Source organism: Leifsonia aquatica H1aii (genome assembly GCF_000633535.1).
In the GTDB taxonomy this organism is placed as follows: domain Bacteria; phylum Actinomycetota; class Actinomycetes; order Actinomycetales; family Microbacteriaceae; genus Leifsonia; species Leifsonia aquatica_A.
In genome coordinates this window covers 1-4,520 of the sequence record NZ_AYMR01000055.1, presented here as the reverse complement: position 1 = coordinate 4,520, position 4,520 = coordinate 1, and the positions used below count along the sequence as shown (strand labels likewise).

The 4,520-nt window shown below is 70.0% G+C and carries 5 protein-coding genes; 1 reads left to right on the top strand and 4 read right to left on the bottom strand.

Going from position 1 to position 4,520, the window contains the following annotated elements:
- Positions 1 to 48 precede the first annotated feature (48 nt).
- Entirely contained in the window at positions 49 to 1,452 is a 1,404-nt protein-coding gene (locus tag U870_RS0122005; protein WP_025159501.1) for an MFS transporter, read from the bottom strand.
- Between the two features lie 169 nt (positions 1,453 to 1,621).
- Between U870_RS0122005 and U870_RS0122000 the strand changes: the two genes are divergently transcribed.
- A complete protein-coding gene (locus U870_RS0122000) occupies positions 1,622 to 2,050 on the top strand; it encodes a DUF2269 family protein (RefSeq protein WP_025159500.1) in 429 nt (142 codons plus the stop codon).
- Positions 2,051 to 2,086: 36 nt separating this feature from the next.
- Here U870_RS0122000 and ribH read toward each other — a convergent pair whose 3' ends face one another.
- Genes ribH through U870_RS0121985 form a run of 3 tightly spaced genes read right to left on the bottom strand, consistent with a single transcriptional unit; the run spans position 2,087 to position 4,478 of the window.
- On the bottom strand, positions 2,087 to 2,563 hold the full coding sequence (gene ribH / locus U870_RS0121995) for a 6,7-dimethyl-8-ribityllumazine synthase (RefSeq protein ID WP_025159499.1): 477 nt from the start codon (positions 2,561 to 2,563) through the stop codon (positions 2,087 to 2,089).
- Positions 2,560 to 3,855 carry a bifunctional 3,4-dihydroxy-2-butanone-4-phosphate synthase/GTP cyclohydrolase II gene (locus tag U870_RS0121990; protein WP_025159498.1) on the bottom strand — a complete coding sequence of 432 codons (1,296 nt, stop codon included), beginning with the start codon at positions 3,853 to 3,855 and terminating at the stop codon, positions 2,560 to 2,562. The genes ribH and U870_RS0121990 overlap by 4 nt, the downstream gene beginning before the upstream one ends.
- Positions 3,852 to 4,478, bottom strand: coding sequence for a riboflavin synthase (locus U870_RS0121985; RefSeq protein ID WP_025159497.1), 627 nt, complete (start codon positions 4,476 to 4,478; stop codon positions 3,852 to 3,854). The genes U870_RS0121990 and U870_RS0121985 overlap by 4 nt, the downstream gene beginning before the upstream one ends.
- Between the last annotated feature and the right edge of the window lie 42 nt (positions 4,479 to 4,520).

Here is a 4,520-nt window from a genome sequence, read left to right as displayed (position 1 = left end):
GGCCTTCCGTCTCTCTGCGATCGGTGATGTGCGATCTGCGATCGGCGATCAGCTGACGTTCTCGGTGAAGTCGATGTCCTTGGTCTCCCGGGAGAGCAGGAGCGCGCCCAGCGTGAGCAGGCCCGCGAGCGACAGGTAGACGCCGACCCACACGGTCGAGCCGCCGCCGACCGTCCACAGCCAGACGGCGATGGTGGGGGCGACGGCCGCGCCGAGCACGCTCGACAGGTTGTACGCGATGGCCGAGCCGGTGTAGCGCACGTTGGTCGGGAACAGCTCGGGCAGCTCGGCGCCCATCGGCCCGAACGTCAGGCCCATGAGGGTGAAACCGACGATGAGCAGCGCCATCGTTCCGATCGTGCCGCCGGCGAAGAGCGGGACGAAGAGCAGGCCGAACACGATGATCCCGAGTGTCACCCAGATCAGTGTCTTCCGGCGCCCGAAGCGTTCGGCGAGGGGGCCCGCGACCAGGGTGAAGACGCCGAAGAACACCACGCCGATGATCAGCATGATGAGGAAGTCGTTGCGCGTGTACCCGAGACCGGGAACGAAGGTCGACGGATCGAACGTCTTGCCGGCCTTCGCCGCCGCGGCGCGTGCGGCGTCGGCGGAGCCGGCCGTCGTGCCGTACGTGAGGGTGAACGCGGTCATCAGGTAGAAGAGCACGTAGGTCGCGAGCATGATGAACGTGCCGAGGATGATCTGCCACCAGCTGGTCTTGAAGACGCGGGCGAGCGGCAGCTTCGCCACCTCGCCGTCGTCGACGACCTTCTGGAAGGCGGGCGTCTCCACCAGCTTGAGCCGCACGTAGAGGCCGACGATGACCAGCACGGCGCTGAGCAGGAACGGCACGCGCCAGCCCCAGGCCGCGAATGCGTCGGCGCTCATCGACAGGTTCAGGATCAGGAAAAGCACGTTGGCGACGATGAAGCCGATCGGCGCGCCCAGCTGCGGGAACGTGCCGTAGATGGCGCGCTTGCCCGCCGGGGCGTTCTCGGTCGCGAGCAGTGCCGCCCCGCTCCACTCACCGCCGAGTCCGAGGCCCTGGCAGAACCGCATCACGACCAGGAGGAACGGCGCCCAGAACTCCCAGCCCGGTGTCTGTGCGGTCGGGAGGCAGCCGATCAGCACCGTGGCGATGCCCATCGTCAGAAGCGAGCCCACCAGGGTGCCCTTGCGCCCGATCCGATCGCCGAAGTGCCCGAACAGGATCGAGCCGACGGGCCGTGCGATGAACGCGACGCCGAAGACGGCGAACGACGACAGCAGCGCGGCCGTCGGGTCCTCGCTCGCGAAGAAGAGCGAGGGGAAGACCAGCACCGCAGCGGTCGCATAGACGTAGAAGTCGTAGAACTCGATCGAGGTGCCGATGAGGCTGGCGAGGATGACGCGTCCGCGGGTGTTCGCGGGCGGCGGGGCGGGAGCGGGGTTGACGGAGGCCGTCGTTGACATGCGTAGAACTTCCGAGACGGGAGCGGACCGCGAAGCGTTCCGGCGTCGATCGGGCGTCCGGGAGCTGGTGAGGCGGGAGAGGAAGGGACTGGCGGCGCTTGTGGCGCACCCTCCAGCTTAAGCACGCCCCCGGGCGCTCACGAATCCGGCCGATCGATAGGCTGAGGGCATGGATACTCTGATCAACGTCCTGCACGTCGTGTCGGCCGTCTTCATCGTCGGGCCGATGGCGATCCTGCCGATGACGGCGATGCGTGCGGTCCGCGCCGGGAACGCCGGCCAGGTGCAGGTGCTGGCGAAGTCGACCAACCTGCTGTCCCTGCTGTCGCTCCTGGTGATCGTCTTCGGCTTCGGGGCCATGAGCCTGGCCGACAAGAAGTACGACCTCAGCGTCCTCACCCCGTGGATCCTGTGGTCGATCATCCTCTACGCGGTCGCGCTCGCCCTCACCCTCTTCCTGGTGGTGCCCACGATGCGTCGCGCCGCCGAGGCGATCGAGGGCGGGACGCCGTCGAGGTACCCGGCCATCGCGGCCGGCTCCGGAGTCGCGTCGCTGCTCCTCGTCGCCGTCGTGGCGCTGATGGTCTGGAAGCCGTGAGTCGGAGCGGCGGGGACGCCGCCGCTCCGACCTGGATCAGCCGCGCAGCTCCCGGAGAGTGATCGCGGTCGCCAGTGCGGCGTGGGCCGCCTCCTCGCCCTTGTCCTCCCGGGAACCGGGCAGGCCGGCACGGTCGATGCCCTGCGCCTCGTCGTCGAGCGTCAGGACGCCGAAGCCGACCGGCTTGCCGGTGTCGAGGGCGACCCGGGTGAGGCCGTCGGTCGCGGCGGCCGAGACGTACTCGAAGTGCGGTGTGCCGCCGCGGATGATGACGCCGAGCGCCACCACCGCGTCGGCGCCGGACTCCAGCGCGGCCTTGCTGACGACGGGCAGCTCGAAGCTTCCCGGCACGCGCACGAGCGACCAGGTCGCGCCGGCCGCCTCCAGCGTGCGCTGCGCGCCCGCGATCAGGCCGTCCGTGATCTGCTCGTGCCAGGTGCCGGCGACGATCACGACGTTCAGGCCGCTCCCGTCGATCGCTCCTGCTGCGTCGGGCGCTCCCGCTCCGCTCATCGTGTGGTCCTCTCCGCTGCGATCGCAGCCGTGTCGTCCATCGGGGTCTGGTCGATGCTCCCGATCGCGTGACCCATCCGGTCGCGCTTGGTCTCCAGGTAGCCCTCGTTGAAGGCGCCGACGCCGACGATGAGCGGCACGCGCTCGGTCACGTCGATCCCGTGCTCCTCGAGCTGACGCACCTTCTCCGGGTTGTTGGTCAGCAGGCGCACCGACGCGATGCCGAGATCCTGCAGGATGGCCGTGGCCGCCCCGTAGTCGCGCGCATCGATCGGCAGGCCGAGGGCGAGGTTGGCGTCGAGGGTGTCGAGCCCTTCCTCCTGCAGCTTGTACGCGCGCAGCTTGTTGATGAGGCCGATGCCCCGGCCCTCGTGCCCGCGCAGGTAGACGACGACGCCGCCGTCGCGCTGGATGGTGTCGAGTGCCGCGTCGAGCTGGGGCCCGCACTCGCACTTGAGCGAGCCGAACGCCTCTCCGGTCAGGCACTCCGAGTGCACGCGCACCAGCGCCCCGGCTGCGGCCGGCTCGCCCGCGACGATCGCGACATGATCGGCGCCGGTCATCCGGTCCCGGTAGGCGCGCATCCGGAACGGGCCGTGGGTGGTCGGCACCGTCGTCTCCACCTCGAAGATCACGCGGGAGGACTCGGGGACGGGCGTCACCGGCTCCAGCGGCTGGTCGCAGTGGAACTCCTGGAGGTACGCGATCAGGGCTTCGATCGTCACGACGAGCACGCCCTCCCGCTCGCCGAGCTCGATGAGGCCGGGCAGGCGCATCATCTCGCCGTCCTCCGCCACGATCTCGGAGATGGCGCCCACCGGCGTCAGCCCCGCGAGGGTGAGGAGGTCGACGGCGGCCTCGGTGTGGCCGTCGCGCTCGCGCACGCCGCCCTCCACCGCACGCAACGGCATGATGTGCCCGGGCCGGTGCAGGCTCGTCGGCGTGGAATCGAGATCGGCGAGCACGCGCAGCGTGTGGGCCCGGTCGGCGGCGCTGATGCCGGTGGAGATCCGATCGGCCGCATCGACGCTCACGGTGTAGTTCGTCCCGCGGGCGTCCTCGTTGTTGGCGACCATCACCGGCAGGTCGAGCCGGTCGGCGATCTCGTTCGTCATGGGGGCACAGATGAAGCCGGAGGAGTTCTTCACGGTCCAGGCGATCCATTCCTGGCTGGCCAGCTCCGCGGCGAGCACCACATCACCTTCGTTCTCGCGGCTCTCGTTGTCGACGACGATCACCGGTCGGCCGAGGCGCAGCTCGGCGAGGGCCTCTGGGATGGTGGCGAGGCTCATGACGCACTCCGTTCGTTCCGCTCGCCGAGGGCGAGCATGCGTTCCACGTGGCGGGCGAGGATGTCCGTCTCGATGTTGACGCGATCGCCGGGGACGCGGTCGCCCAGGGTGGTCGCGGAGAGGGTCTCCGGGATGAGGGAGACCTCGAACCAACCGTCGTCGCGGCCGCCGCCGACCTCGCTGACCGTCAGCGAGACCCCGTCGACGGCGATGGAGCCTTTGCGCACGACGAGCGCGGCGTGCTCCGGGTCGAGGCTGAGCCGCACGACGCGCCACGCGCTGCCGTCGGTGACGGAGAGCACGGTCGCGGTGCCGTCGATGTGACCCTGCACGATGTGGCCGCCCAGCCGGTCGCCCACCTGTGCGGCGCGTTCGAGGTTGACCCGTCGCCCCGGGGCGACGTCGTCGAGGGTGCTCATGGCGAGCGTCTCGGCCATGACATCGGCGGTGAACGTCTGTGCGTCCTGGTCGATGACCGTCAGGCAGACGCCGCTCACGGAGATCGAGTCCCCGTGCCGGGCGTCGCTGACCGCGAGGGGGCCGCGCACCGTGATCCGGGCAGCGTCGGCGACGCGGTCGACGGCGGTGATCTCGCCGAGCTCTTCGATGATTCCGGTGAACATGTCAGCCTTCCTGGGCGGCGGCGGCGGCGGTGGGGGAGGGGG

What these genes read in the sequence shown, in the direction of transcription:
- U870_RS0122005 (WP_025159501.1), bottom strand. Translation starts at nt 1,452, where the DNA reads ATGTCAACGACGGCCTCCGTCAACCCCGCTCCCGCCCCGCCGCCCGCG.
- U870_RS0122000 (WP_025159500.1), top strand. Translation starts at nt 1,622, where the DNA reads ATGGATACTCTGATCAACGTCCTGCACGTCGTGTCGGCCGTCTTCATC.
- ribH (WP_025159499.1), bottom strand. Translation starts at nt 2,563, where the DNA reads ATGAGCGGAGCGGGAGCGCCCGACGCAGCAGGAGCGATCGACGGGAGC.
- U870_RS0121990 (WP_025159498.1), bottom strand. Translation starts at nt 3,855, where the DNA reads ATGAGCCTCGCCACCATCCCAGAGGCCCTCGCCGAGCTGCGCCTCGGC.
- U870_RS0121985 (WP_025159497.1), bottom strand. Translation starts at nt 4,478, where the DNA reads ATGTTCACCGGAATCATCGAAGAGCTCGGCGAGATCACCGCCGTCGAC.